The organism is Aeromicrobium sp. CTD01-1L150 (assembly GCF_041951745.1).
Taxonomy (GTDB): Bacteria; Actinomycetota; Actinomycetes; order Propionibacteriales; family Nocardioidaceae; genus Aeromicrobium.
On sequence record NZ_CP169555.1, the window covers coordinates 3,805,562 to 3,831,508 of the forward strand.

The window sequence follows — 25,947 nt, forward strand, 5'->3', positions numbered from 1 at the left end:
ACCACGCGGTCTGGCGCTGCACGTGATGCTGGCGCAACGACTCGAGGTCCTGACCGACGTGCGTCGTCACGCCCACCGTCCTAGCGTTGGCTCCATGCCCCAGGACAGCAGCATCGACCTCGGCCGCCCGGTCGCCGGCGACGTCATCGACCTCATCCTCGACGACCACCGTCGCTTCGAGGACCTGCTGCGCCAGCTGCGCAGCAGCGACTCAGACCGCGAGAAGGTCCTGGAAGCCTTCTCCACCCTCCACGTGGCGCACGCCGAGGCGGAGGAGAAGCTCGTCTACCCCCAGCTGAAGAAGCGCCGGGCGGTCGACGCCGACGAGGCCGACCACGGCGAGCACGAGCACGCCGAGGGCCACGAGGCACTGCTGACCGTGATGGAGTGCGCGAGCACCGACACCCAGAAGTGGGCCGACGCGGTGGAGCAGCTCTCCGCGGTCGTCAGCCATCACCTCGTCGAGGAGGAGCTGACGATCCTCAACCCTGCCCGGGAGGACCTGGGGCCCCGCGTGCTCGACTCCCTCGGTGAGGAGTTCGCCGCCGAGCGCAACCGCCAGATCGACGCCGACTGCGGCCGCATCGAGAACCTGCGACGCATCGTGACCCAGGCCAAGGACGAGGGCCTCATCGACGACTGACCGGGCTCCGGGCCGCCCGTGGGCCGGTCCGGGGCGATCGGCCCACGACCGGATGTCGCGCCTGGCACGCCGGGGCCGCACAATGTCGGTGTGACCGACGTCCAGGACACCCAGCGCACCCTCGATCTCGCCCTGCGGATCGGAGAGGTGCTGATGTCCAACGGTGCCGGTGCCGCCGACGTCACCGCCACCATGTCCTCGGTGTGCCACCACCTCGGCATCCGCAACGCCCTGGTCGACGTCACCTTCACGACGCTCACGCTGAGCCACCAGCCGTCGGTGGATGACGCGGCCGTCACGATGCGTCGCCACGTCACCCATCGTGAGATCGACTACGCCGACCTCACCCAGGTGGACCTGCTGGTCTACGAGCTCCTGGCCGGCGGGGTGGATCGCGACGAGGCCGCCGCGGAGATCGCACGGATCTCCTCCACGGGCCGGCCCTATCCGCGATGGCTCACGACACTCAGCTGGGGCGTCACCGGGGCAGGTGTCGCGCTGCTGCTCGGCGGCGACTGGGTGGTGCTGCTCGTGGCCGCGGCCGCCGCATGCGGGATCGAGGTGCTGCAGCGCCAGCTGGAGAAGCGTCGCCTCCCCCTGTTCTACTCCCAGGTCGCCGGTGCGCTCCTGGCGACGATGATGGCCGTCGGCATCGCGGCCACGCCGGTGCCGCTCAACCCCTCACTCGTCGTCTCGGCGACAATCATCATGCTGCTGGCCGGGCTCGGGTTCGTGGGGTCGATCCAGGACGCGCTCACCGGCTTCTACATCACCGCCAACGCCCGTGTCATGGAGGTGATGATCGCGACGATCGGCGTCATCGTCGGCGTCAGCATGGGGCTGGGACTGGGCGCCATGCTGGGCGTCGACATCCAGCTCGACCCGGGCAGCGCCGGACTCTCCCGGCTGCCGGCCGTCATCGCGGGGGCCGCGATCTGCGCCAGTGGCTTCGCCATCGCGGTCTACTCCCCACCGAGGGTGATCCTGCCTGTCGGGGCCATCGCCGGGTCGGCCACCGGCCTGTCGTTCGTGCTGACGCAGAACGGCATGGACCGCGCGCCCGCCGCCGGCGTCGCGGCGGTGGGCATCGGGTTCGTGAGCTACGCCATCGCTCGAGCCATCCGGGTGCCACCGCTCATCGTCATCGTCTCGTGCATCGTGCCGATGCTGCCCGGTCTGTCCATCTACCGCTCCCTGTCGCTGCTGGCCGATGAGAACATCACCGGCGTCCTGCCGATGATCACCGCGGGCGGTGTGGCCATCGCCCTGTCGGCAGGCGTCCTGCTCGGCGAGTACGCCGCCCAGCCGCTCGGCAGGGAGGCCCGCCGCCTGGAGCGGCGGCTCTCCGGCCCGCGTCTGGTGGGCCCGTTGCGCGCCCGGTCTCGTCGCTGATCCCGGCTGTACTCTCTGGGCGTGGTCCGGCCGACCGGCTAGGCTGCGGGCTAAGCAATCGCTTAGTGTCCATCGGAGGTACCCATGAAGCTCCGCCTGTCGCAGGAGGACGCCGCATTCCGAGACGAGATGCGGACCTTCTTCACCACCCAGGTGCCGCAAGACATCCGTGTGACGGTCGCCGCGCGCCACGAGCTGTCCAAGGACCAGATCGTGCGCTCCCAGCAGACGCTCAACGCCGCCGGGCTCGCCGTGCCCGGCTGGCCGGTGGAGTGGGGCGGCAAGGACTGGACCCCCCTGCAGCGCCACATCTGGCACGAGGAGATGCAGCTGGCGGCGGTCCCGCTCCCGCTGGCGTTCAACGCCAGCATGATCGGCCCGGTCATCGCACAGTTCGGCTCGCAGGAGATGAAGGAGCGCTTCCTCCCGCCGACGGCCAACCTGGACATCTGGTGGTCGCAGGGCTTCTCCGAGCCCGACGCCGGCTCCGACCTCGCGTCGCTGCGCACCAGCGCCGTCCGAGACGGCGACCACTACGTCGTCAACGGTCAGAAGACCTGGACGACGCTCGGCCAGTACGGTGACTGGATCTTCACCCTCGTGCGCACCGACCCCGAGGCCAAGAAGCAGCAGGGCATCTCGATGCTGCTCATCGACATGACCTCCCCGGGCCTGACGGTGCGGCCGATCGAGCTCATCGACGGCGGCGTCGAGGTCAACGAGGTGTTCTTCGAGGACGTGCGCGTGCCCCAGGAGAACCTCGTCGGCGAGGAGAACAAGGGCTGGGACTACGCCAAGTTCCTGCTCGGCAACGAGCGCGTCGGCGTCGCCCCGGTGGGTTCGACCAAACGGATCCTCGCCGAGGCCAAGGAGTACGCCGGTGACCGGCTGCGCGAGGACCCCCTCCTCGCCGCCCACGTGGCCGACCTGGAGAACGAGCTGCTCGCACTGGAGCTCACGGCGCTGCGCGTCGTGGCGCACTCCGCCGACGGCAAGCCACACCCGGCGTCCTCGGTGCTCAAGCTGCGCGGCACCGAGCTGCAGCAGGAGGTCACCGAGCTCATCGTCGACCTCGCCGGACCACTGTCGCTCGCCTCCGGGGCTGGTGACGGCTCCGACGTGCCGGACTGGGCCCGCGTGGCCACCCCGCAGTACCTCAACTTCCGGAAGGCGTCGATCTACGGCGGCTCCAACGAGGTGCAGCGTCAGATCATCTCCAAGACCATCCTGGGACTGTGAGGCTGCCATGGACTTCACCCTCGACTCCGAGCAGAAGGCACTGCGCGACGCCGTTCGTGGCCTGCTGAGCTCGACGTACGACTCCACCGAGACCCGCCGCGACGTCGTCAAGGACGATCCGGGCTTCTCCGAGCAGACGTGGGGGCGGCTCGCCGAGCTCGGCGCCCTCGGGCTGCCGTTCAGCGAGGAGGACGGCGGGTTCGGCGCCGGGCCGGTGGAGGTCTCGATCGTCGCCGAGGAGATCGGCCGCGTCCTGGCGCCCGAGCCGTACGTCGAGTCCGTGGTCCTGGCCGGCGGACTGGTCGCCGCGCTCGGCACGGCCGAGCAGCGACAGGACCTCATCGGCCGTCTCGCCGAGGGCTCGCTGGTCCTGGCGTTCGCCGACCACGACCTCGGCGGTCCGGTCACGGCGAGCGAGTCCGCGGGCAGCTGGACGCTGTCCGGCGTCAAGGAACCCGTGCTGCACGGTGCCCGCGCCGACGTGCTGCTGGTCACCGCCGCCCTGCCGGCCGGCGGACGTGGCGTGTTCGTCGTCGACGGCAGTGCTTTCGAGAACGGGGCCGCGCAACGGACCGGCTACCGCACGCACGACGGTTCCCGGGCTGCTCGCGTGGCGTTCGACGGCACCTCAGCGGTACCTCTGGGGGAGGCGGGCGACGCCTCCGAGGCCATTGCTGGCGCGGTGGCGGGCGCGCAGGTGGCATACGGCCACGAGGCCCTCGGCGCGATGGACTTCGCCCTGCGCACGACGACGGAGTACCTCAAGACGCGCAAGCAGTTCGGCGTCCCGCTCAGCACGTTCCAGGCCCTGACGTTCCGCGCGGCGGACATGTACGTGTCGATGGAGCTGGTGCGCAGCACGGTCTCGTGGGCGACGCTGGTGCTGGCCGACGAGCCGGCGCGTGCGGTGGAGGCGGCGTCGAGGGCCAAGCTCCAGGTGAGCCGGGCGGCCCGCCACATCGGCCAGGAGGCCATCCAGCTGCACGGCGGCATCGGCATGACGGCGGAGTACTCGGTGGGGCACTACGTGAGCCGCCTGACCGCCATCGAGCACACGCTGGGCACGGGGGCAGACCACCTGCGCACGCTGGCGGACTCAGTCGCCGACCACGGCGTCGTCGACCCCCTCCCCTGATCGGTGCCTGAGCAACCCAAACCCGGCCCCAGCCGCTGATCGGTGCCTGAGCAACCCAAACCCGGCCCCGGCCGCTGATCGGTGCCTGAGCAACCCAAAGATCGATCTTTGGGTTGCTCAGACACCGCTGCGGGCGTCGGCCGGGCGGGCATGGAAAGACCCCTCGCGCACCCGACAGAGGTCACTGACCCTTGCTGCCTTCCGGCCCTGGGGGAGTTGGGTGATGTGTCGCCGCGCGAGGGGCTGGTCCCATCATACGGAGGCATCCCCCGTGCACCCAAGCGGGGACTGGGCAGGTACGCTCGTCCGCGGAGGATTCGCATAGTGGCCTAGTGCGCTCGCTTGGAAAGCGGGTTGAGTGAAAGCTCTCAGGGGTTCGAATCCCCTATCCTCCGCCGCCGCTCATGGAGCAAGAATCACCAGCGGACCACCAGGGTCCGCTGGTGATTCGCATCTGAACCCGGCGGAGGTTTACCTCCGCCGAAAGACGAGGAACAGGGCTATCTGTATCCACGTCGAGCCCGTTGGTGAACACTCACAGGAGCCGGCCGAGGCTTGCCTCCGCCGCAACACCCACGCTCACCGGGCCACAACACCGCAACCCCCGCGCCCACGGAACCATCACCTCCCACACGTCACCGCTGCGGCTTACTGTCCCCGAACGGCTCGTCCCGCTCACGAACAGCCTCGCGGAACCCCACCGTCGCGGCCCGCTGCTGGAACGCCTTGCCCTCGCGCGTGTGGCGAGAGATGCCGTCGAAGACGGTGCCGACCATCCGCGACGTCTCGACGCCCTGCGCGAGGAGGGCGCTGTTGAGCGCGAGCTTGACCATCATCAGCTGATTGAGGGGCATCTGCGCGATGCGGCCGACGAGGTCCTCGGTGGCCTCGTCGAGCTCGTCGGCCGGTACGGAGGCGACGGCGAGTCCCCACTCCTGCGCCTGCTGCCCGGTCAGGCACTCGCCGGTCATGAGCAGCCGCTTGGCCCGGGCGTCGCCGATGCGGTGGGCCCACATGCCGGCCGCCGGCACGCCCCAGACCCGGGTCGGCGGGTAGCCGATCCTGGCGTCGTCGGCGCAGATGATCTGGTCGGCGTACAGCGCGATGTCCGACCCTCCCGCGATCGCGAAGCCATGCACCTTCACGACCGTCGGCTTGTCGGCGTGCAGCAGGCTGGCGAAGCCCCGGTTGAAGCGGCTCATCATGGCGTAGTCGGCCATCGGGTCCCACGTGGCCTCCGGGTCGTGGTTGCGCATCTGGACGACGGGGTCCAGGACGGTGCCTGCCACCTGCGCGGGCCCCTCGGCGGGCTCTGCGGCGTTCTCGGCGAAGATCGACAGGTCGTACCCGCCGCAGAAGCCCTTGCCTCGTCCGGACACGAGGATCACTCGAACCCGCGGGTCGAGGTCGGCGCGCTCCACGGCCGCGGCGAGGTCGAGTGGGGTGTCGTTGGTGATGGCGTTGCCGTGCTCGGGCCGGTTGAAGGTGATCCGGGCGACGCGGTCGGTCACCTCGTACGTCAATGTGGGGTACGTGGCGTGGTCGACCTGCGTGGGACGCCCGACGTACAGGGAGTCCTCGCCCTCGGTCACGTCCTCGCGCCAGGCTCCGGGCCGGGCACCGTCGTCGTTCACTGATCCACCGTGGGGGTCGCGCGCTCGATGATGGCCGCGGTGTCCACCCCCGTCGGCAGGGTTCCGAAGACCGTGCCCCAGTCCCCGCCGAGACGGCTACGGGTGAAGGCGTCGGCGACGGCGGGGTGGCCATGACGCACGAGCAGCGCGCCTTGCAGCGCCAAGGCCATGTCGCCCACGACGCTGCGGGCGCGGTGCTCGACGGACTCCAGGTCGCCGAGGGACTTCTTCAGGCGGGCTGCGGCCGCGTCGAGGTGGGCGTCGGCCCCCGCGGCGTCGTCGAGCTCGTCGAGGAAGACCTGCACCGTCTGCGGCTGGCGGGCCATCGCACGCAACGCATCGAGGGCGGCGACGTTGCCCGAGCCCTCCCAGATGCTCATGAGCGGTGCCTCACGGTAGAGCCGCGGCATGCCGGAGTCCTCGATGTAGCCGTTGCCGCCCAGGCACTCCAGCGCCTCGGCGGCGTGGATCGGGGCACGCTTGCACACGAAGTACTTGCTGACGGCGAGGGCGATGCGGCGCAGGTCGGCGGCCCGCTCGTTCCCCCCGTCCGGACCGGCAGGGTGGGCCTCGTCGGTGAGGGCGGCGAGCCACAGGGCGACGGTGCTGGAGGCCTCGGCCTCGACGGCGAGGTCGGCGAGCACGTTGCGCATCAGGGCGTGGTCGACGAGGGCCGATCCGAACGCCGAGCGGTGGGTGGCGTGGTGGGCGGCCTGCTGCACCCCCACGCGCATGCTCGATGCGGAGCCGAGTGTGCAGTCCAGGCGGGTCATGTTGACCATCTCGATGATGGTCGGCACGCCACGCCCCTCGTCGCCGAGCCGCCAGCCGACGGCCTCGTCGTACTCGATCTCGCTGCTGGCGTTGGAGCGGTTGCCCAGCTTGTCCTTGAGCCGCTGCAGGGCGATCGCGTTGGGCGTGCCGTCGGGCAGGACACGCGGGAGGACGAAGCAGGTGAGCCCGCCGGGCGCCTGTGCAAGGGTCAGCAGGACGTCGGACATCGGCGCCGAGGTGAACCACTTGTGGCCGGTGAGCCGATAGGTACCGTCGGACGACGGCACGGCTCGCGTGGTGTTGGCGCGGACGTCGGAGCCGCCTTGCTTCTCGGTCATGGACATGCCGGCGATGAGTCCGCGCTTGCCGGCGGGGGCCGCGAACGTCGGGTCGTACTCGTGGTTGCTGAGTCCGGGGACGAACTGCTCGGCGAGGCCGGGATCGAGCCGCAGGGCGGGCACGGCTGCGTAGGTCATGGAGATGGGGCACACGTGTCCGGCGTCCACCTGCATCCAGGCACTCAGCCCGACGGCACGCTCCAGGTGGGCTGTCGGTGACGTCGACGCCCACGGCGATCCGTGCAACCCGAACCCGACGGCTCGCTCCATGAGCGAGTGGTACGCCGGGTCGTACTCGACGCGGTCGATGCGGTGGCCCCACCGGTCGTGGGTGTGCAGCACGGGCGTGTGCCGTTCGGCGAGGTCGCCGAGCTCTGCCACCTCGGCCGAGCCGGCGGCGACGCCGACGTCGCGGACCCACGCGGCAGCCTCGGTGGCGCCGTGCCGGGCGAGCGCCTCCTGGTAGGGCGCGTAGTCGCTGGCGTCGTGGTCGGTCAGCGGCGGCACCTGGTTGGTGACGTCATGGGTGCGACTCATGGTTCCTCCTGCTGGGGTCGGGTGCTGCCTGATCGGTGCTTGAGCAACCGAAAGACGGCTCATTCGGTTGCTATGGCACCGATGCGGGGTCGGGGCGGCCTTTCGGTTGCTGTGGCACAGATGGGGGGATGGTGGCGTGCAGGCGGGTGAGCTCAGCGCGGAACTCCTCATAGGTGTCCCGCAGCGCGTCGCCCGGCCAGTCGGCGGGCAGGACCTCGGCGGGCAGCCACGGGTCCTCGCGCAGGTGGCGCACGATGGCGGCACTCGCCTCGAACCTCTCGCGCAGCGACGCCCCGGACCGGGCGGCGGCCAGCAGGGCGTGACCCGTGGAGCTCCAGGCGCCCGTGTCCCACAGTCGGGCGGCGAGGTCACGGTCGTCCGTCGGACGGGTCGGCAGTACGAGGAGCCCGGCGTCCCCGGCGATGCCGGGTGGGTCGGCGGGCAGGTTGTCCGGCCGCATCCAGACCCCCTCGCGCAGCTCGGCGAAACGGCGCTCGGCCAGCTCACGGCGTCGCTCTGCGCGTTCGGCCGCCCCACGCCCGGTGCCAGTGATCACCAGCGTCGTCCACGTGCCGTCATAGGGAGTCAGGCGCGGGTGCAGCGACGCCTCCTGGCGCTCCTGCCGTCGCCGGTGACGAGGGGTGAGGCGGTAGACGGACTCGGCGACGGTGAGGTCGCCGGCGCTCACCAGCCGTGACAGCGCCACGCGGGTGGTGGCGGGTGCGACACCGAACTCACCGGCGATCATCACGACGTCCCGAGAGGCCAGCCCGTGCTCGTCGGCGCCGAGCAGCAGGCTGAGGACCACGGACCGAGCCGTCATCGGCCGCGTCGGCGCGACTGTGGCCGTTCCCGCGGAAGTCACCGTCGCCGACATGGCTATTACACCTCTATTTCCAGTCGTACATGAACTGTAATACGCACCGAGTCATCTGTCCACCGCCGGATCGGTGATAGGAACGACGGGTGAGACCGCCCTTTGGACCACGCAGAGTCGACAAGCGAAACGCCACGTTCCAGCACTGGCAGACGTTGCTGACCAACCGCACCAAGCGCACGCGCTCACGAGAGGTCCTCATCCAGGGTGTCCGCCCGATCACCGTCGCGATCGAGTCCGGCGTCGAGCTCACCACCGTCCTCCTCGACGGCCGGCCACGCCTGTCCCGATGGGCGCGCGAGATCGTCTCGTCCACCACGGTGCCGGTCGTCGCGGTCGCGTCGGAGCTCATGGCCGAGCTCGGGGACAAGGACGATGGGCCCCCGGAGCTGCTCGTCGTGGCCCGCATGCCCGAGGACGACCTCGACCGGCTGCCCGACGACCCCGCAGCGGTGGTCCTCGTCCTCGACCGCCCGTCCAGCCCCGGCAACATCGGCACCCTGGTGCGTTCGGCCGACGCGCTCGGCGCCGCCGGCGTCATCACCACAGGACACGCGGCCGACGTGTGGGACCCACGCGCCGTCCGCGCCAGCACCGGATCGGTCTTCGCCCTGCCGGTCGTCCGGACAGACTCCGCGGCGGACGTCCTGACCTGGGTCGGGAACCGCCGGGACACGGGTCACGACGTGACGGTGGTAGGCACCGACGAGACCGGCGACACCCTGCTGTCGCAGGTGCCGTTGACCGGAGGGCTCGTGCTCGTCGTCGGCAGCGAGGCCCGCGGCATGAGCCGGTCATGGGTCGAGGCGTGCGACGTGGTGGCTCGCATCCCGATGGTCGGCTCGGCCAGCTCACTCAACGCCGCAGCGTCGGGCTCGATCGCCCTCTACGAGGTAGCGCGCCGCCGGACCCACTGAGGGCTGCGCCGGATCAGTGCGCAGCCTCGTAGGCCTCGATGATCGAGGCGGGGACGCGCCCGCGCGCCGGCACGTCCAGGCCGCTCTCCTGCGCCCAGGCGCGCACGACCTTGGCGTCGGGACGGTTCGCCGCACCGGAGGGACGCCCGGACCGGCGGCCGGACCGACGACCGACAGCGATGTAGGGGGCCACCGCCTTCTCGAACGTCTCCCGCTCGCTCGGCGTCAGGTCCACCTCGTAGCCCACCCCGTCGAAGACGAACGAGACCGTCGGGGAGGTGGAGTCGATCTCCTCACCACTGAGGTCGGAAAAGAACTTCTCGATTGTCTTTCGTGCCATAGCCAGAACGATAAACGAAAATCACTGGAAATGGCCAACCGACGAAATGTGTCGACTTCTGAAAAGTCCGCACTCAGGTTTCATTGTCACCGGAAACAGCGGCACGTGATCCTCCGGCCTCCACGCGAGCCGAGCCCGACCCCAAGGACCGGCCGTCCGTCAGGGCGCCGGGACGAAGCCGCGGTCACCCAGCAGCGGCACGACGCTGCTCGCGCCGACCTGACCCGCGAGCTCGAGGTCGTCGGCTCCTCCGGCAGCGAGGAGCTCCTGTCCGCCGGCGCACGCGTTCAGGTGCTCGAGCTCTCGGCCCTGCACGAGGCGGCGGGCATCAGCGGCCTGCGCCGCCTCGGGTGACAGACCGGGCCAGCCATGGTCCTCCAGAGCGGCGAGCACCGCACCAGCGCCCCACAGGTCCTCCAGCGCCGGCCGCAGCGATCCGTCCGGCCAGCGGGCCCCGGCCGCCACGACGGCGACCGTGGCTTGCTCGGCATCGTGCTCGCGGGCGATCCAGTCCGCGACGGCGACCGCGTTGCGAAGGCAGGCGGCCACGACCGTCGTGCCGACGTCACGCAGTGACACCACGACGTCCGAACCCCCGTCGGCGAGCAGCAGCCGCTCCGGCGGTGCGACCGACACGCCGCTCGGGCCCGGGCCGGGGCCGTCAGTGGCGCCCGCGTGGGCAAGGACCGCGTTGCGCTGCGCCGCGAGGGAGGGCAGGTCGTCGTCGCCCTCGCGGCACGGGACCACCATGCTGCCCTGTTCGACGGCGATCGTGACGGTGGTGCAGAAGGTCAGGACGTCCACCACCACGACGACGTCGACACCTCGGGCCACCCCGATCCCGCCCGTCTCGCCCCACTCGAGGCGGACCGGGTGGCCGAGCTGTCCGTGGACGACTGCCATCCCCCCAGTGTGGACCACGGACGGATCGTCCTGCAGGAATCAGCCGGTCCGCAGGGAAGTCAGCCGCAGCCGTCGGCCCGCCGTGGAGGCCTACCGCGCCTGCCCACGCTGGCTGCCTACACTGGGGCGGTGATCTTTCGGAGGGTGGCAGACGGTCGGCCCTACCCTGACCACGGGCTGACCCAGCGTGACTGGGCCGACGTGTCTCCGACGCAGGTGCACCTGGCCGACCTCACCACCACCAAGACACAGCTCGACCTCGCCCATCTGCTCGATGAGGACTCCACCTACTTCGGCGACCTGTTCGCCCACTGCGTCGCGTGGGAGGGCGAGTTGTTCCTGGAGGACGGACTGCATCGTGCCGTGCGCGCCGCCCTGCAGCAGCGCGGCATGCTGCACGCCCGGGTCCACACCATCCAGACCGCCGGGAGCCTGTCATGACCCTGCCCCGCGTGCCGGCGCCGATCGTGATCCTGGTGATGGCCATCATCTTGGTCGGCGGTGCGTTCGTCGGCTTCCAGATGCTCACCGCGACGGCGGAGATCGAGGAGCACGCCACGTGCGAGAACCAGACCGTGGCCGCTGGTGACCCCGTCACCGCGAACCTGGTCTCGGTCGACGTCTACAACGGCAGCCGACGCGCCGGCCTCGCGAATCGTGTGAGCATCAACCTGCAGCGACGGGGGTTCCTCCCGGGGCAGATCGGCAACAGCGAGATCGAGGTGGAGTCCGACGGCGTCACCATCGTGACCTCCGAGCCCGACGATGCGCGGGTTCGCCTGGTGGCGGCCCAGTTCGGCGACGTCGACATCATCGAGCCGGCGGGCTCGGCGCCGGCGGAGAACATCGTGGTGGTCGTGGGCAACGACACCAACGAGGATCTCGCCAAGGGCGCGCCCGAGGAGGTCGAGACCAAGACGGACCTCACCGTCTGCATCCCGGTCGCACCTGAGGTGGCCACCGGGTCTCAGGACTGACCGCCCGGCGGGGGTGCCGGGCCGTGGGCGGCAGAGGGCACCGCGGGGGTGCCGGGCCGCGGGCGGGAGCCTGAGACCATGACGGGCGTGCAGAGGCTCTCGTACGGACCGGACCCGTCGCAGGTCGCGGAGCTGTCGCGGCCCGAGGGCCCTGCCCGGGGCGTCGTGGTGGTGATCCACGGGGGCTTCTGGCGCTCGCGGTACGACCTCTCGCTCGGGCGTCCGCTGGCCGGGTCGCTGGTCTCGGCCGGGTGGGCCGTCTGGAACCTGGAGTATCGCCGCGTGGGCAACGGCGGCGGGAATCCCGCCACGTTCGACGACGTGGCTGCGGGGATCGACGCGCTGGCGGACGTCGATGGCCTGGAGACCTCCGACGTCATCACCCTCGGACACTCCGCGGGCGGCCACCTCGCGGTGTGGGCGGCAGGTCGCGAGGCGACGTCGCGGTGGTCCGGGGCGCGCGTGCCGGTGACCGCCGCCGTCGCGCAGGCCGGGGTTCTCAACCTCGCGGCAGCCCACGTCGACCGGCTCGGTGGTGGGGCTGTGCAGGATTTTCTCGGCGGTGGGGTGGTACCGGACGACGTCGACCCGACCGCGCAGGTGCCACTGGACGTGCCGGTGCGGTGCGTCCACGCAGCCGGTGACGACCTGGTGCCGATCAGCCAGTCGGCCGGCTACGTCGAGACGGCCAAGGCCAGCGGCGCTGACGCCGAGCTGGTGGAGGTCGACGGCGACCACTTCACCCTCATCGATCCGACCAGCCCTGACTGGCGCCGCACCCTGGACGTCCTGGCGGACCTCTGACCGAGGGTGCCGGCCGACCCACGGCAGGACGCGCCGTCAGGCAGTCTCTGCCCATCCCCTGCGACGCCCGGACGGACGCGCGGTCAGCTGCCAGGCGAGCAGCCCCCAGCCGGCGCCGAGCATGACCAACGCCGTGACTCCCCAGGGCGGGTAGACGTGCTGCTGCCAGTGCAGCCATGCCCCCGCGACGACGAGGAGGCCGGCGGGCGCTGTGCGCCAGGCGAGCTCGCGGCTGACGACTCCGACGGCGAGGGCCGAGGCCGCGACCAGCGCGACACCGCCCACGAGCTCGAAGCGGCCGGCCACCGGGAAGACGATGCCGAGGCCACCGGCTTCGGCCGCCTTGATCGCGCCACCGGCGATGCCGGCCAGGACGTCCAGCGCGGTGTAGGCGGTGGCATAGACGTAGGCCACGACGCCCACCACCACGGCGGCTGGCCTGCTCACCCGTCGCGCCACGAGCCACGGGCCGAGCGCCACGAGGGGGAACAGGAAGAGCAGGACGGTGTGCACGTGCTGCCAGTGCTCGGCATTCTCGACGGTCAGGGGGGAGGGATGCATCAAGGCCACCGCCGCCACCAGCAGCGGCGGCACCGTCACCGGGACGATCAGGCGAAGGCGCTCATCCATCCATCCACGGTAGGTGGCGACCGCGTCGCCCGCAGACCACCAGGTGATGAGCCGGCCTGCCCGGTGTCAGGACTGCTCGCCGACCCAGCCTCCGGTGCGGTGGCGCAGCTCGGCGCACACGGTGCGGTAGAAGGTCTCGACCTCGGTTCCGCTGAAGTCGGCGGCACCGGACATCGTGTCGGAGCGGGCCTGGAACCACAGGGCGGCGCGCAGGAGGTCGATCCCCAGCTCGGCGCCGATCTCGCCGGACCCGGCGGCGGCGAAGACGGGACGGTAGGCCATCGAGGCCACCTGGCCCATGGAGGAGGACAGGAAGAACGAGGCGTCGTACGTCCCCGCGAACTCGTGCAGCTCGGCCCACGTGGCCTCGGGCCCGGGCACCCGCAGCCGCCGGACCACGGCGAGCTGCTTCTTGCGCGGTCCCGTCATACGTTCACGTCCTCAACAACCCCACCATGGGAACGTGGCCGCATGACGTGCTGCATGTTCACTCGCTCACGCTCACTCATGCACTGCGGTCCGCGCCCAGGTGGGCGAGCAGCTCACGCACCGCGCGGGCGTACCCGGGCACGCCTTCCCCAGCGACGACGACCGTCGCGATGTCGCTGATGTAGGAGTGGCGCCGGAACTCCTCACGGGCCGTGACGTCGGAGACGTGCACCTCGGCGACGGGCAGTCCCACGCCGACGAGTGCGTCGCGCAGGACGACCGACGTGTGGGTGAGACCACCGGGGTTGATGACAATGCCGGCACAGTCGTCGCGAGCCTCGTGGATGGCGTCGATCAGCACCCCCTCGTGGTTGCTCTGCACCGCGCTCACGGCGTACCCGAACTCGTCGGCGGTGTACATGACGAGCTCGACGACGTCGTCTAGCGTCTCGGTGCCGTAGATCGCCGGCTCGCGGGTGCCGAGCAGGTTGAGGTTGGGTCCGTTGACGAGCAACAGTCTGCGGTCAGTCACCGAGCCACGGTATCGGCTGCGGCGCGGGGTGCAGCATCCACAGGGCCGCGCCCCTGGCCGGATGGCGGGCGTACGGTGGTCACACGTCACGAAAGGACCGCCCCATGTCCACGACCGTCGCCGGATACCTCCAGAGCCCGGAGGGCGAGGCCGCCCTGGAACGGGCCATCGACCACGTCACCGGCGTCGGCGTCAAGCCCCGCGCCTGACTCGCTGAGCACGCCCACAGACATGCGCTCCGATGATGGCAAGGGTGTCGTCGATCGGGTCGTGGAGATCCTCGAGACGTTCAACCACGAGGATCGCCTCAACGCCAGTCAGGTCAGCCGGCTCAGCCAGATTCCGCTCTCGACCTGCCACCGCATCCTCACCGCGCTCACCGGAGCAGGACTGCTGGAGCGTCACGGTCGGGACTACCACGTGGGCTTGCGTCTGTGGGAGATCGCCTCGCACGCACCGCGATCCGTCGGCATCCAGCGTCTGGCACTGCCCTTCATGCACGACCTGCTCGAGGTCACCGACAGTCCTGTCCACCTCGCCGTGCGTGACGGACTCGACGCACTGTTCATCGAGCGCCTCACCCCCTCGGGCCACCAGTACCCGAGGCCCGAGGTGGGTAGCCGCTACCCGCTTCACGTCACGGCCGTCGGGCTGGTGCTCCTGGCCCATGCGGAACCGGCTGTGCAGGAGAAGTACCTCGACCAGCCGTGGCGGCGCTTCACCCCGCACACCGAGACCGACCCCCGCACGATCCGACGGCTGCTCGCCGACATCCGCACTCACCGATTCGCCATCGCCGATCGCCAGGTGAATCCCGACGCCGTCTCCGTGGCCGCGCCGATCACAGACTCCGAGGGCGCCGTCGTCGCGGCTCTGTCGGTGAACGTGCCGGTGGCCCAACGGCACGAGCACTCGCTGGCCCAGGCTGTCCAGACCAGCGCATCCAGCATCTCCCGCTTCAGCGCAACCCCCACACCGGCACCCGCCCGACGACGCTTCTGGTCGACCACCGCGAACAGCAGAGACACCGAGGATTCCTCCCACTGAATGAAAACACGGCTTGGGACGTCGAGAGGAACCCCGGATAGTCCCCTGTGACCCAGAGCACAGGAGGCCCCCATGGTCGTCACCTCGCACCCGTCCCACGACGGTCTGTCCCGCAGGACCCTGATGAAGAGCGCATTCGGCGTGGCCGTGGGTGTCGCGGCCCTCGGCAGTCTCGGCGCGTGCGCCCGCGGCGCCGAGACCGCTTCCGGGAAGGGCTTCACGTTTCTGAGCTACCTCCCCATGGAGTCACTCTCGATGTCGCCCGAGCTCATGGCCGACGCCGGCGGATACTTCGCCGACCAGGGCCTGGCCGTGACCTTCCAGACCACCAAGGGGTCCCCCCAGGCCATCCAGACCCTCGTCGCGGGACGTGCTCCCTTGACCCGGATCGGCGCCATCGACGTCATGACCGCGGCCGCCGACGGCCAGCCACTGGTCAACGTGGCGACCCTCGTGCGTGGCTCTTCCATCCGGATCCTCTACCACCAGGACCAGCCCCTGAGCTCGCCGGCGGACTTCCGCGGCGTCAAGATGGGCATCCCCTCCGAGGGCGGGACGAGCGACAAGACCCTGTCGCTCATGATGGACACCGACGGCTTCGACCCCAAAGAGGTGGAACGGCAGGTCGTCGGCCTGGGACCAGGGACCTTCGAGCTCGTGAAGCGTGGCGACATCGCCGGGTACATGGTCAGCATCGACCAGGCGCTCACGGCCATGAAGCAGTACCCGGGCGAGGCGGCCGTCTTCGACCCGGGCTTCAGCATCCGCGCCGACTCCCAGGTGTACGCAGCGACGACCTCGTCCATCGACGAGCACGGCGAGATGATCACGAAGTACCTGACCGCCATCGACAACGCCTGCCAGAGCATCGTGGACGACGACGACCTGCAGGCCTCGATCGAGACCATGCGCACCAAGCACTCCTTTGCCGCACTCGATGACGACTCCATCGCCCGAGATGCTCTGGAGCAGGCCCGCATCCTGTGGACCCGCGACGGCCAGTCCGAGCTCATGACCACCGACACCGCGTACTGGTCCGAGGCCTACGAGCAGCTCGTCGGGGCGGGCATGCTCCGCGCGGGCCAGGATCCGTCGGCCTGGGTCTCCAACGACCTCCTCGCCTGATGCCGAGACAGCCCCACCCCGACCCGGGAGGAACCACGATGACCGTCGATCTGCCGGCGACCGGCCCACCGAACGCCGCGAGCCACCCGAGCCCGGAGATCTCGATCACCGGCCTCGACAAGCAGTACAAGACCGAACAGGGCACGGTGCAGGCGCTGTCCGGCATCGACCTCGAGATCGAGAAGGAGGAGTTCGTCTCTCTGATCGGCCGTTCCGGCTGTGGGAAGACGACGCTGCTGCGCATCATGGCGGGGCTGGTGCCCCCCACCTCCGGCGACGTCTGCATCGGCGGCCGCCCGCTGTGGATAGGCACGAACGTCGACAGCAGTGTCATCCGGAACCTGGGGGTCGTCTTCCAGGACGCCAACCTCTTCCCCTGGTACGACATCGCAGACAACATCGCGCTCCCGCTCAAGCTGAGGGGGGTGGGCAGGCGCAAGCGCCGCGCACGGGCCCTCGAGCTCGCCGAGCTGGTGGGACTAGGGGCCTTCGTCGACAACTACCCGCGCGAGCTGTCCGGCGGGATGCGTCAGAGAGCAGCCATCGCCCGAGCCCTGAGCGACGACCCGGAGCTGCTACTCATGGACGAGCCGTTCGGTGCTCTCGACGCGATGACGCGCGACCGGATGAACCTGGAGATCCAGCGCATCGCCCTCGCGACCCGCGCCACCGTCGTGTTCGTCACGCACGACATCGACGAGGCCGCCTTCCTCGGTGACCGCGTCGTCCACCTGACACCCCGACCGGGCCGGATCGAGCAGATCGTGCCCGTGGAGGCAGGGCGGCCCCGCGCCTATGAGGTCCAGACCAGCCCGGCCTTCACGCACGTCGTCGCCAGCCTCCGCTCGGCCCTGATGGAGGAGGAACACGCATGAGCCGTCGTCGTCTGATCACGATCCTGCCCTGGATCAGCACACCTGCCGTGCTGCTGGTGTTCTTCGGCATCTGGGAGGCCGTGGTGCGCCTGCGCGGCATCTCCCCACTGCTGCTGCCGGCACCGACCGTGGTGGCCGAGAGCCTCGGCCAGGTCGTCATGGATGCAGGCACCTGGGTGAACGTCCGGGTCACTCTCACCGAGATCCTGCTGGGCTTCACGATCGGCGTCTTCGCCGGCATCGTCGTCGGCGTCCTGCTCGGCAAGATCCCCTTGCTCGAGATCAGCCTGCGCCCCCTCATCATCGCGATGGAGGTGGTGCCCAAGGTGGCCCTCATCCCCCTGTTCGTCATCTGGTTCGGGTTCGGCATGACCACGAAGGTCGTCATCGCCGCACTGCTGGCCTTCTTCCCGGTCATGCTGAACGTGCAGCTCGGAGTCCGGTCCGTGGAGCGCGGCCATCGTGACGTCATGAAGAGCATCAGCGCAAGCCGCTGGCAGACCTTCAGGCACCTCGAGGGCAAGAGCATGATGCCCTTCGTCTTCGCGGGCATGGAGACGGCCATCGTCCTGGCCATCATCGGCACGATCGTCGGGGAGTACCTCGGCGGCAACGAGGGTCTCGGCTACATGATCGTGCGCAGCCTGAACGAGCTGGACGCTCCCGGGCTCTTCGCAGTCATCATCCTGCTGGCCGCGATCGGCCTGACCTTGTTCTTCATCGTCAGCTCCTGCAAGCGACTCGTCATCCCGTGGCACGAGTCCGTCTACGCCCGCAAGGAGACCGCGTGAGCACGTACCGCAGCAACTTCCCCGTCGGGAGCCCCCGCTGGGCCACCCGACGAGCCCAGTGGAAGGCCCTCGGGCTGACCGACGACCAGATCAGCGGACCCAAGATCGCCGTCGTGAACTCCTCGTCCAAGCTCGCGCCATGCTTCAGCCACCTCGACCAGATCGCGACGGCCACCTGCCAGCGGCTCGCGGGTCTGGGTGCCGTGGGTTTTGAGGTCCGAACCGTCGCGCCCACCGACTTCATCATGGCCGCGGGAGCCGCCGGCGGGTACGTCCTGTCCAGCCGCGACCTCGTGACGGCCGACATCGAGGCCGCCGTGGAAGGTGGCCAGCTCGACGCCATGATCTGCCTCGCGTCCTGCGACAAGACCACACCCGGCCAGCTGATGGCCGCGGCCCGTCTCGACGTCCCCACCGTGATCGTGCCCTGCGGCTACCAGCCGTGCGGACGCGCCGACGACGGCTCCCCCGTCGACATCGAGGAGGTCTTCCTCAAGGCCGGGCACGTGGCGTCCGGGGCGATGTCGGTCGAGGACCTCTGCAGCATGGCGGACCGCGCCATCGCCGGCCCCGGTGTCTGCACCGGCATGGGTACGGCCAACACGATGCACGTGGTGGCCGAGGCACTGGGCATGACGGTCCCGGGTGCCGCCCCCGTGGCCGCCAACAGCTCCCGGATGTGGCAGACGGTTCACGACTCCGCATCGACGGTGCTCCAGGCCCTCGAGCACGACCGTCGGCCACGTCGCATCATGACCGAGGGTGCCGTGCGCAACGCCGTGGCGGCGGTCCTGGCGGTGAGTGGCTCGATCAACGCCGTCAAGCACCTGCAGGCCGTCGTCGCGGAGCTCGAGCTGGGACTCGACGTCGGTGAGCTGTTCGGCGAGCTCGGCGAGACCGTGCGACCGCTCTCGGCCGTCCGTCCCAACGGTCCCGACACGATCGAGGCCTTCGATGCCGCCGGCGGAGCTTGGGGCGTTCTGCACCAGCTCGGGCCTGTCGTCGACCGGGAAGTCACGACCGTGACCGGCGAGGAGGTCGGCAGCGTCGTCGACCGGCTGGAGGATCTCGACCCGGAAGTGATCCGCCCACTCACAGACCCCCGGGGCCCGCACGCGACGATCCGCATCCTGCGGGGCTCGCTCGCTCCGGACGGCGCCATCGTGAAGCTTTCGGTCACCGACGCCCGCGCTGACCGGGCCGAGGGGCCGGCCGTCGTCCACGACGACGCCGCGACGGCGATCACCGCCATCCACGCGGGTGACGTACCGCCCGGCAGCATGCTCGTCGTGCGGGGCCTCGGCCCCGTGGGAACACCCGGGATGGGGATGGCCTCCAACGTCGTGTTCGCCATCGACGGCGCCGGGCTCACCGGCCAGGTCACCGTCATCACCGACGGCCAGCTCTCCGGGCTGGTGAACGCCGGGATCGTCGTCGGTGAGGTCAAGCCCGAGGCCGGCGAGGGCGGACCGCTCGCACAGGTCCGCGATGGAGACACCATCACCGTCGACCTGCGGTCCCACCGCGTCGACGTCGAGCTCCGGGATCGCTCCAGCGACCTGCCTGCCCGTGAGCGGCGGGAATCCACACCATGGCTCGCGGCCTACGCCGCGACCGTCGGCCCCTTGTCAGAGGGCGCCGTCCTGGGCCGGTCCCAGTCCACCACCGATGAGAGGACCTCCCTGCATGCCGCACGCACTCAGTGACCTGAACGTCCGGACCGTCCGACGGTCCGCGGAGCCACCGGTCGAGGAGCTGCGAGCCGACGTGTGCGTCGTCGGTGCCGGCATCTCGGGCATGTCGGCCGCACTGACCTCGGCTCGCCTCGGCCGCAGAGTGGCCCTCGTCGACGCCCTGCCGGTGCTCGGGGGGCAGTGCGCCAACTCCCTCATCGGCCTGTTCTGCGGTGTCTTCGGGAACGGGCCGGACTACCAGCAGCTCACTCATGGAATCTTCACCGACATGTTCGCCGACCTGGAGTCCAGTGGCGATGTCTCCTACAACCGTCGGCACACCATGACGGTGAACTACGACGAGGTCGCCGTGGGGCGCTGGATGGAGGAACAGGTCCAGGATCACCGGATCCACGCAGTCACCAGCGCCTCCGTCCTGTCGGTCGAGAACGACGGGGGCCACCTCAGCGCCGTCGTCTTCGCGACGAGGTACGGACTGCTGCGGGTGGTGGCGGACGCCTTCGTCGACGCCACCGGGGACGCCGCACTCACTTGGGAGGCCGGACTGGACTGCCGTGTCCCCGAGCGCACCATCTGGGGATCGCAGCAGGTGCGTCTGGAGAACCTGGACCCTGAGCACGCCCCGGCCCCCGAGGAGCTGGCCCAACGCGTGCACGACAAGGCCGAGAGCTACGGCCTGGTCCGCAAGGACGGACTGGCCTTCTTCTTCCCCGGGCGAAACACCGCCGTCATGAACATGACCCACGTCGAGGCGCCCCTCGAGCCCGTCGCGGCCTCCCGGGCGCAGCTCGAGGGCCGCGCCCAGGCCGACCTCGTCGTGGACTTCCTGCGTGCCGAGTTCCCCGATGCCTTCGGCCGTGCGACGGTGCGGCTGTACGGCTTCCCCGGGCGCCGCCAGACGCGGTGGATCGCCGGGGAGTACCAGCTGAGCGTCGACGACGTCGTGAACGGGAACACCTTCGACGACGCCGTCGCCCGCACAGCGTGGCCCATCGAGCTGCATGACCGACCCGACGGGTACGTGTGGGAGGTCTTCGAGTCCGACCACGTGCACTACGTGCCGCTGCGGAGCATCACCCCGGAAGGGGCCGTGAACCTGCTGGCCGCCGGTCGGTGCGTCGACGGTGACGCCGCCGCCCTGTCCAGCGTGCGGGTCATGGGTCCGTGCGCCGCGATGGGCGAGGCTGCGGCACACGCCCTCGACCTGGCTGACGGGGGCGCGGTGTCCGACATCTCCCGGTCCGACCTGCGTGATCGGATCGCCCACAACGTGACGGCCTGAGGAGGATCCATGCATCTGACCGACCACGACCGAGCCATGCGCGACGGCGCCGAGGGCGACGCCGTCGCAGCGGCGATGGACCTGCTCATCCGCTACGGGGAGGGACTCGGGGCCGAGGCCCTGTGCGACGTCCGGAACGTCGCCGGCACCTCGACCCAGCCCACCCCGGCCAAGACGGTGATCGCCAAGGAGCACGGGTGGGACAAGGCCTACGCCGTCATCAACCTCGACAGCGACGACGACCTCACCATCCCGCCCATGCGAGTGCCGACCTGTCAGCTGCAGCAGGGCTTCGGCGAGGAGGTGCTGTCCGTCTCGCCCTACCGCTCTGAACTGGTGGAGCTGCAGGACGACGCCGAGGCCTTCGCCTCCGACAAGGGGATCAACATCCTGGCGACCTGCACGCCGTACCAGGTCGGCAACCTGCCGACCCGCGGGGAGCACGTCGCATGGATGGAGTCCTCGGCCGTCATCTACGCGAACTCAGTGCTCGGCGCCCGCACGAACTGTGAGGGCACGGCGTCCACCGGCTCAGCCGGCCTGACGGGCCGCATCCCGTGCTGGGGCAACCACCAGGACGAGGAGCGACTGGGCACCCATCTCATCGAGTCCGAGGTGGAGGTCGATTCCTTCCTCGACTGGGGGATGCTCGGCTACTTCGCCGGGGAGCTGGTGGGAGAGCAGCGCCCGGTGCTGACCGGTGCGCTGGCCACGCCGACGCTGACCGAGCTCAAGCACCTGGGTGCGGCGATGGCCACGAGCGGGGGTGTGGAGATGTTCCACCTGCCCGGCGTGACGCCGGAAGCCCGCACGAACGAGGAGGCCTTCGGTGGCAGGGCACCGGAGGAGGTCTTCCGCTACACGGCCGCCGACCGTGCCCGGGTGTACGAGACCCTCAACGACCAGGGCGAGAGCACCGACGTGGACTTCGTCCTGCTGGGCTGCCCCCATGCCTCCGTCGAGCAGATGGCCGAGATCGCGCGGCTGCTCGACGGACGGCGCCTGCACCCCGAGACCCGCCTGTGGGTGATGGCGCCGCGGGCGCTGCGCGACGTCGCCGACCGCAACGGCGTGACAGCAGCCATCCGGGCAGCCGGCGGCCAGGTGCTCACGGACTCGTGCCCGGCGATGTCCCTGACCGCTCCCGAGGGGACACGGGTGTTCGCGACGGACAGCGCGAAGCAGGCCCACTACCTTCCGGCGATCCTCGACATCGAGGCTTGGTTCGGTACGACTCGCGACTGCGTCGAGGCGGCCCTCACCGGGCGTTGGGACGGCGATCTGCGATGAGCGATGACGTGCGTGAGCTGCGCGGGCGACCGATCGTGCCGGGCGTGGCCACTGCGCGCGCCCTCGTGTCCCCCGAGACGATCTCCGGCTGGGGCGGCATCGATCCCACGACCGGCACGATCATCGAGCGACGCCACCCCTTGGCCGGCGTCTGCTTCGCCGACACCGTGCTCGTCTTCCCGGGCGCCAAGGGGTCCTCGGGATGGTCGGGCTTCTTCCAGAGCACGAGGCTGCTCGGCACCGCGCCTGCAGCGATGCTGTTCACGACGGTGACGACCAAGGCGGTCCTCGGCGCGGTGGTGACCCGCGTCCCGACGATCAGCGAGCTCGACCACGATCCGGTCTCGGTGATCCGGACCGGGGACCTGGTGGAGGTCGACGCCGACCGCGGCATCGCCAGGATCCTGGAACGGGCCTGATCGAGACCGGCTTGCGGGATTCAGCCGGCCGGCCGATGAAGCTGCGCTGGATCTGATGGCTGCGCTCGCGGCGCTCCTCGTCCAGGAGGTGGGGCGCTACGAGGTCTCCACTATGGGAGCAGCCCGTCGACGTCCGGCGCCTCACTGATCCACCCCTCGATAGCCATCAACTCTCCCAGGCGAGTGATCTGGTCACGTCGCAGGTCGGTGCCGAACGCCTCCGTCCCGGACTCCTCGAGCTGTTCGAGCGGGATCTCCGTGAGTTCGGCCGCCGCGACCCGGACCTCGTCGGGATTCTCATCGGCGTACTCGAGGGTCTTCTCCAGAGCCGCCGTCATGGATTCGACGAGCTCCGGCTCGGAGGCCACGATCTCCTCGCTGGTGAACGTGTACTGCATCGGCATGCCGGGCACGGCAAGCTGGCTCGTATACCCGACCAGCTGCCCTGTGCCTTGCTGCAGACCAGTGAGGAACGGCTCCGGCACCCACACGGCGTCGACGTTCTCCGACTCGAGCGCGGCTGGCATGTCCGGGAAGCCCAGCTCCACGAAGTCGATCGAGTCCGGGTCGCCGCCAGCCTCACGGACGACCTCACGGATCGTCAGGTCCCCGATGGATCTGAGGGTGTTGATGGCGATGGACTTTCCCGCGAGGTCTGCCGGTTCGTCGATGCCCGAGCCCTCCAGGGAGATGATCCCGTTGATGCCCTGGTCCGGCGGGGGAACATCCGACGACCAGTGCGTCAGGACCTTGAGCGGCAGCCCCTTCTCACGCGCCGTCAGCAACGACACCGGGTTGCTGGTCCCGAACTCCGGCTGTCCCGACATGACGCCCGGAATGATCGCGGCGCCGCCTTGGGCCATCTCGATCGTGAGGTCGATGCCCTCATCCTCGAAGAATCCTTGCTCCTTGCCGATGACGATCGCGCCGCTGGGCAGGATCGGCAGTGTCCCGAACGTGACCTCGCGCAGCTCTTCCTCGTCACTGCTCCCACCCCCCGAGCCGCATGCCGCGAGAACAACGGCAGCGACGGCACCGAGCGCGATGACCGCTGACTTCTTCATGGGTGACCTCTCTCACATCGGGATAATGTTCAAGAATCCTGTCGATTGGACCGGAAGTCAAGTGCTCGCAGGAAGTCAGAGATATTGACAGGTTTCCTGATTGTTGTTCTGATGAGATCGCCACCACACCGAGGAGTCGATCATGAATGACCTGCCTTACCGTCGGATCGCCGTCGAGGAGGCCTGGGCACCGCCGATGCTGTTGGATCGCTACCGCGAGCTGTTGGCGAGCGACACCACGCCCGACCCCGGTTTCGCCAGCCTCTGGGGTTACTACTCCGGCTCCAGCGAGCGGGCGAGCGCGCTCTTCGACCGGATCGCCGACGTCAACGACTCCCGGCTTGCCGCCATGGACGAAGCCGGCGTGGACGTGCAGATCCTCTCGGTCACCTGCCCTGGCGTCCAGGTCTTCGACCGTGAGCTCGCGGTCCCGCTCGCGCGCGATCTCAACGACATGCTCGCGGAGGAGATCGCTGTCACACCTGATCGCTTCGAGGGCCTGACCGCCATCGCGCCCCAGGACCCCGAAGCCGCCGCAGCCGAGATCTCCCGTGGCTCGACCGACCTCGGCCTGAAGGGCGTGATCATCAACTCCCACACGCAGGGCCGTTACCTCGACGACCCCTACTTCTGGCCGATCTTCGAAGCCGCTCAAGCTCACGACACCCCGATCTACCTTCACCCGAACACCCCCTCGGAACAGATGATCCGGCCGTACCTCGAAGCCGGTCTCGACGGAGCGGTCTTCGGCTTCGCCGCCGAGACCGGGCTCCACCTCCTGCGCATCATCACCTCAGGTGTCTTCGATCGGTTTCCAGACCTGAAGCTCGTCGTGGGCCACCTCGGCGAGGCGCTCCCGTTCTGGTTGTGGCGGATCGACTTCATGCACCAGACCGCTGTGGCATCACAGCGCTACGAGGCGATCAAGCCTCTCAAGCTACGACCGAGCGAGTACTTCCGTCGCAACATCTGGATCACCACGAGTGGGATGGCCTGGCTGCCGGCGACCGAGTTCGTACGAGACGTCGTGGGCGCCGACCGAGTCATGTTCGCCTGGGACTACCCGTACCAGTGGAACCCGCGCGAGATCGACACGTTCGCCGACGCCGACTGGTCGACCGAGGACAAGAGGCAGTTCTTCGAGACCACCGCGGAGCACGTCTTCGGGCTCTGATCACCCGTCCCCACATCAGCTCGACGAGCACCTCGCCCGCGGGACGGTGCAGGCCGCACTGACCGCGATGCTGGACGGCTCGACCGCGCTACGCAGCCGCGACGAGCCGGTGGCGACGCGGATGCCCGAGCTCGGCTTCCAGAGCGTGCTCCTGGACGTCGACCGCTGAGTCAGGAGGAGAGCCGCAGCAGCCGAGCAGCGTTGTCCCGCAGCACCATCGGCCGCACCTCCGGCTTGAGGTCGAGATCCTCGAAGTCGGCCATCCACCGATCGGGGGTGATGACCGGGAAGTCCGATCCGAACAAGGCCTTGTGGCGCAGCAGCGAGCCAACCTGGCGCACGAGCTGCGGCGGGAAGTACTTGGGCCGCCAGCCCGAGAGGTCCACGAAGACATTGGCCTTGTGGGTGGCGATCGAGATGCTGCTGTCGACCCACGGCACCGACGGGTGGGCCAGGATGATGTCGAGGCCGGGGAAGTGGGCTGCGACGTCGTCGACGAGCATCGGGTCGGAGTAGCGCAGCTTGATGCCCCGTCCGCCGGGGAGCCCGGCGCCGATGCCGGTCTGGCCGGTGTGGAACAGGGCCACCATGCCGGCCTCCTGCAGCACCTCATAGAGCGGGTACCAGCGCTCGTCGTCGGGCCGGAACCCCTGCAGGCTGGGGTGGAACTTGAAGCCTCGGACCCCGTGCTCGCCGATGAGGCGGCGCGCCCGCTCGACGGCCTCCTCACCGCGTCTGGGGTCGACCGAGCCGAAGGGGATGAGCACATCGTTGTGCCGTGCGGCCCCCTCGGCGATGTCCTCGCTGGACAGCGGCGGATGCCCCATCTCGTGCTCGGCGTCGACGGTGAAGACCACCGCGGCCATCCGACGCTCCCGGTAGTGGTCGGCGATCTGGTCGATCGTCGGGGTACGCAGCGCATCGGCCTTGAAGTAGGCCGCCGAGGCGTCCAGGAGCTCCTGGTCGAGGGAGAAGTGGCCGTGGCCATCGGCCTCGACGTGGGTGTGGACGTCGATCGCCACGAGGGCATCGACGTCGATCGCGGGCTCGTACACGGGACCTCCGGAGGGTTCTTTGGGTGGGTG

At 69.7% G+C, this 25,947-nt stretch carries 28 protein-coding genes, 1 tRNA gene and 1 other RNA gene; 19 read left to right on the forward strand and 11 right to left on the reverse strand.

Annotated elements, in window-relative coordinates; genetic code table 11:
- Positions 1-94: 94 nt before the first annotated feature.
- The 4 genes from ACEVFP_RS18820 to ACEVFP_RS18835 all read left to right on the forward strand — a co-directional run bounded on the left by ACEVFP_RS18820 (position 95) and on the right by ACEVFP_RS18835 (position 4,409).
- Entirely contained in the window at positions 95-643 is a 549-nt protein-coding gene (locus ACEVFP_RS18820; protein WP_375001056.1) for a hemerythrin domain-containing protein, read from the forward strand.
- Positions 644-733: 90 nt separating this feature from the next.
- The gene (locus tag ACEVFP_RS18825) at positions 734-2,035 is read left to right on the forward strand and encodes a threonine/serine exporter ThrE family protein (protein WP_375001057.1); all 1,302 of its coding nucleotides are present in this window, start codon (positions 734-736) and stop codon (positions 2,033-2,035) included.
- An 84-nt stretch (positions 2,036-2,119) separates the two neighbouring features.
- On the forward strand, positions 2,120-3,274 hold the full coding sequence (locus tag ACEVFP_RS18830) for an acyl-CoA dehydrogenase family protein (protein ID WP_375001058.1): 1,155 nt from the start codon (positions 2,120-2,122) through the stop codon (positions 3,272-3,274).
- Between the two features lie 7 nt (positions 3,275-3,281).
- Positions 3,282-4,409, forward strand: coding sequence for an acyl-CoA dehydrogenase family protein (locus tag ACEVFP_RS18835; protein WP_375001059.1), 1,128 nt, complete (start codon positions 3,282-3,284; stop codon positions 4,407-4,409).
- Positions 4,410-4,563: 154 nt separating this feature from the next.
- On the opposite strand, the gene ffs is transcribed toward ACEVFP_RS18835, so the two are convergent.
- Positions 4,564-4,654: signal recognition particle sRNA small type (gene ffs, locus ACEVFP_RS18840), an RNA gene on the reverse strand.
- 65 nt (positions 4,655-4,719) lie between these two features.
- On the opposite strand from ffs, the gene ACEVFP_RS18845 reads away from it, so the two are divergent.
- Positions 4,720-4,804 (forward strand) — tRNA-Ser (locus ACEVFP_RS18845).
- A gap of 240 nt (positions 4,805-5,044) precedes the next feature.
- Here ACEVFP_RS18845 and ACEVFP_RS18850 read toward each other — a convergent pair.
- The 3 genes from ACEVFP_RS18850 to ACEVFP_RS18860 form a co-directional block, all read right to left on the reverse strand.
- Entirely contained in the window at positions 5,045-6,043 is a 999-nt protein-coding gene (locus tag ACEVFP_RS18850) for a crotonase/enoyl-CoA hydratase family protein (protein WP_375001060.1), read from the reverse strand.
- A complete protein-coding gene (locus ACEVFP_RS18855; protein WP_375001061.1) occupies positions 6,040-7,692 on the reverse strand; it encodes an acyl-CoA dehydrogenase family protein in 1,653 nt (550 codons plus the stop codon). The genes ACEVFP_RS18850 and ACEVFP_RS18855 overlap by 4 nt, the downstream gene beginning before the upstream one ends.
- Before the next feature lie 70 nt (positions 7,693-7,762).
- Positions 7,763-8,569 (reverse strand): PaaX family transcriptional regulator C-terminal domain-containing protein, encoded by an 807-nt coding sequence (locus tag ACEVFP_RS18860; protein ID WP_375001062.1) that lies wholly within the window; start codon positions 8,567-8,569, stop codon positions 7,763-7,765.
- Positions 8,570-8,658: 89 nt separating this feature from the next.
- Here ACEVFP_RS18860 and ACEVFP_RS18865 point away from each other — a divergent pair, with 89 nt between their 5' ends.
- A complete protein-coding gene (locus ACEVFP_RS18865; RefSeq protein WP_375001063.1) occupies positions 8,659-9,486 on the forward strand; it encodes a TrmH family RNA methyltransferase in 828 nt (275 codons plus the stop codon).
- Positions 9,487-9,499: 13 nt separating this feature from the next.
- On the opposite strand, the gene ACEVFP_RS18870 is transcribed toward ACEVFP_RS18865, so the two are convergent.
- Positions 9,500-9,826 (reverse strand): Lsr2 family protein, encoded by a 327-nt coding sequence (locus tag ACEVFP_RS18870; RefSeq protein WP_375001064.1) that lies wholly within the window; start codon positions 9,824-9,826, stop codon positions 9,500-9,502.
- Between the two features lie 159 nt (positions 9,827-9,985).
- Positions 9,986-10,729 (reverse strand): 2-phosphosulfolactate phosphatase, encoded by a 744-nt coding sequence (locus tag ACEVFP_RS18875; protein WP_375001065.1) that lies wholly within the window; start codon positions 10,727-10,729, stop codon positions 9,986-9,988.
- 129 nt (positions 10,730-10,858) lie between these two features.
- On the opposite strand from ACEVFP_RS18875, the gene ACEVFP_RS18880 reads away from it, so the two are divergent.
- The 3 genes from ACEVFP_RS18880 to ACEVFP_RS18890 all read left to right on the forward strand — a co-directional run bounded on the left by ACEVFP_RS18880 (position 10,859) and on the right by ACEVFP_RS18890 (position 12,510).
- Positions 10,859-11,170 (forward strand): type II toxin-antitoxin system VapB family antitoxin, encoded by a 312-nt coding sequence (locus ACEVFP_RS18880; RefSeq protein ID WP_375001066.1) that lies wholly within the window; start codon positions 10,859-10,861, stop codon positions 11,168-11,170.
- Positions 11,167-11,706, forward strand: a complete 540-nt coding sequence (locus tag ACEVFP_RS18885) for a LytR C-terminal domain-containing protein (protein WP_375001067.1) — start codon at positions 11,167-11,169, stop codon at positions 11,704-11,706. Before ACEVFP_RS18880 ends, ACEVFP_RS18885 begins: the two co-directional genes overlap by 4 nt.
- Before the next feature lie 78 nt (positions 11,707-11,784).
- Complete coding sequence (locus ACEVFP_RS18890) at positions 11,785-12,510, forward strand: alpha/beta hydrolase family protein (RefSeq protein ID WP_375001068.1); 726 nt, start codon at positions 11,785-11,787, stop codon at positions 12,508-12,510.
- A gap of 36 nt (positions 12,511-12,546) precedes the next feature.
- Here ACEVFP_RS18890 and ACEVFP_RS18895 read toward each other — a convergent pair whose 3' ends face one another.
- From ACEVFP_RS18895 to ACEVFP_RS18905, 3 genes are all read right to left on the reverse strand, one after another.
- A complete protein-coding gene (locus tag ACEVFP_RS18895; RefSeq protein ID WP_375001069.1) occupies positions 12,547-13,140 on the reverse strand; it encodes a hypothetical protein in 594 nt (197 codons plus the stop codon).
- 66 nt (positions 13,141-13,206) lie between these two features.
- Positions 13,207-13,569: a hypothetical protein gene (locus ACEVFP_RS18900; protein WP_375001070.1), complete on the reverse strand. Its 363-nt coding sequence runs from the start codon at positions 13,567-13,569 to the stop codon at positions 13,207-13,209.
- A gap of 76 nt (positions 13,570-13,645) precedes the next feature.
- On the reverse strand, positions 13,646-14,101 hold the full coding sequence (locus ACEVFP_RS18905; RefSeq protein WP_375001071.1) for a type II 3-dehydroquinate dehydratase: 456 nt from the start codon (positions 14,099-14,101) through the stop codon (positions 13,646-13,648).
- Positions 14,102-14,332: 231 nt separating this feature from the next.
- Between ACEVFP_RS18905 and ACEVFP_RS18910 the strand changes: the two genes are divergently transcribed.
- The 8 genes from ACEVFP_RS18910 (at position 14,333) to ACEVFP_RS18945 (ending at position 22,624) form a co-directional block, all read left to right on the forward strand.
- A complete protein-coding gene (locus ACEVFP_RS18910) occupies positions 14,333-15,148 on the forward strand; it encodes an IclR family transcriptional regulator (RefSeq protein ID WP_375001072.1) in 816 nt (271 codons plus the stop codon).
- Between the two features lie 72 nt (positions 15,149-15,220).
- Positions 15,221-16,273, forward strand: a complete 1,053-nt coding sequence (locus tag ACEVFP_RS18915; protein WP_375001073.1) for an ABC transporter substrate-binding protein — start codon at positions 15,221-15,223, stop codon at positions 16,271-16,273.
- Positions 16,274-16,311: 38 nt separating this feature from the next.
- The gene (locus ACEVFP_RS18920) at positions 16,312-17,148 is read left to right on the forward strand and encodes an ABC transporter ATP-binding protein (RefSeq protein ID WP_375001074.1); all 837 of its coding nucleotides are present in this window, start codon (positions 16,312-16,314) and stop codon (positions 17,146-17,148) included.
- Positions 17,145-17,939, forward strand: a complete 795-nt coding sequence (locus ACEVFP_RS18925; RefSeq protein WP_375001075.1) for an ABC transporter permease — start codon at positions 17,145-17,147, stop codon at positions 17,937-17,939. The genes ACEVFP_RS18920 and ACEVFP_RS18925 overlap by 4 nt, the downstream gene beginning before the upstream one ends.
- Complete coding sequence (locus ACEVFP_RS18930) at positions 17,936-19,645, forward strand: dihydroxy-acid dehydratase (RefSeq protein WP_375001076.1); 1,710 nt, start codon at positions 17,936-17,938, stop codon at positions 19,643-19,645. Before ACEVFP_RS18925 ends, ACEVFP_RS18930 begins: the two co-directional genes overlap by 4 nt.
- Entirely contained in the window at positions 19,626-20,915 is a 1,290-nt protein-coding gene (locus ACEVFP_RS18935) for an FAD-dependent oxidoreductase (RefSeq protein WP_375001077.1), read from the forward strand. The genes ACEVFP_RS18930 and ACEVFP_RS18935 overlap by 20 nt, the downstream gene beginning before the upstream one ends.
- A gap of 9 nt (positions 20,916-20,924) precedes the next feature.
- Positions 20,925-22,205 (forward strand): aconitase X, encoded by a 1,281-nt coding sequence (locus tag ACEVFP_RS18940; protein ID WP_375001078.1) that lies wholly within the window; start codon positions 20,925-20,927, stop codon positions 22,203-22,205.
- Positions 22,202-22,624: an aconitase X swivel domain-containing protein gene (locus ACEVFP_RS18945; RefSeq protein WP_375001079.1), complete on the forward strand. Its 423-nt coding sequence runs from the start codon at positions 22,202-22,204 to the stop codon at positions 22,622-22,624. The genes ACEVFP_RS18940 and ACEVFP_RS18945 overlap by 4 nt, the downstream gene beginning before the upstream one ends.
- Before the next feature lie 110 nt (positions 22,625-22,734).
- Here the strand turns inward: ACEVFP_RS18945 and ACEVFP_RS18950 are convergent, their stop codons facing one another.
- Entirely contained in the window at positions 22,735-23,688 is a 954-nt protein-coding gene (locus ACEVFP_RS18950) for an ABC transporter substrate-binding protein (RefSeq protein ID WP_375001080.1), read from the reverse strand.
- A gap of 142 nt (positions 23,689-23,830) precedes the next feature.
- On the opposite strand from ACEVFP_RS18950, the gene ACEVFP_RS18955 reads away from it, so the two are divergent.
- Positions 23,831-24,862, forward strand: coding sequence for an amidohydrolase family protein (locus ACEVFP_RS18955; RefSeq protein WP_375001081.1), 1,032 nt, complete (start codon positions 23,831-23,833; stop codon positions 24,860-24,862).
- 46 nt (positions 24,863-24,908) lie between these two features.
- Positions 24,909-25,031 carry a hypothetical protein gene (locus ACEVFP_RS18960; protein ID WP_375001082.1) on the forward strand — a complete coding sequence of 41 codons (123 nt, stop codon included), beginning with the start codon at positions 24,909-24,911 and terminating at the stop codon, positions 25,029-25,031.
- A 1-nt stretch (position 25,032) separates the two neighbouring features.
- Here ACEVFP_RS18960 and ACEVFP_RS18965 read toward each other — a convergent pair whose 3' ends face one another.
- On the reverse strand, positions 25,033-25,917 hold the full coding sequence (locus ACEVFP_RS18965; RefSeq protein WP_375001083.1) for an amidohydrolase family protein: 885 nt from the start codon (positions 25,915-25,917) through the stop codon (positions 25,033-25,035).
- Positions 25,918-25,947: the final 30 nt, after the last annotated feature.